General features: G+C 69.8%; 1 protein-coding gene. It reads left to right on the top strand.

Going from position 1 to position 258, the window contains the following annotated elements:
• The coding region (locus tag HKX41_12180) for a sodium-dependent transporter (protein ID NNC24893.1) at positions 1–258 on the top strand (258 nt) is incomplete at both ends.

Raw genomic sequence — 258 nt, 5'->3', positions numbered from 1 at the left:
CTCCGCGTGGCTCGGCTGGTTCGACACGCTCGCCTACCAGCTTCTCCTCCCGCTTTCGGTCCTCGGCATCCTCGTCTTCGCGGCGTGGGTCTACGGCGCACCCGCCATCGACGAACTGATGAAGGGGAGCGGACTCGGCGAGGGCGTCGGCCTGACGTGGCTCTGGCTCGCCCGCACGCTCGTCATCGTCGCCGTCGTGGCGACGCTCGCCCTCGGCCTCCAGACGCTGTTCCTCGGCGAGAGCCCGGCTATCATCCC

Origin of the sequence: Salifodinibacter halophilus (assembly GCA_012999515.1) — a bacterium.
Classification (GTDB): Bacteria; Pseudomonadota; Gammaproteobacteria; order Nevskiales; family Salinisphaeraceae; genus Salifodinibacter; species Salifodinibacter halophilus.
The sequence above is the reverse complement of the archived record's forward strand: the minus strand, read 5'-3'. Positions and strand labels throughout refer to the sequence as shown.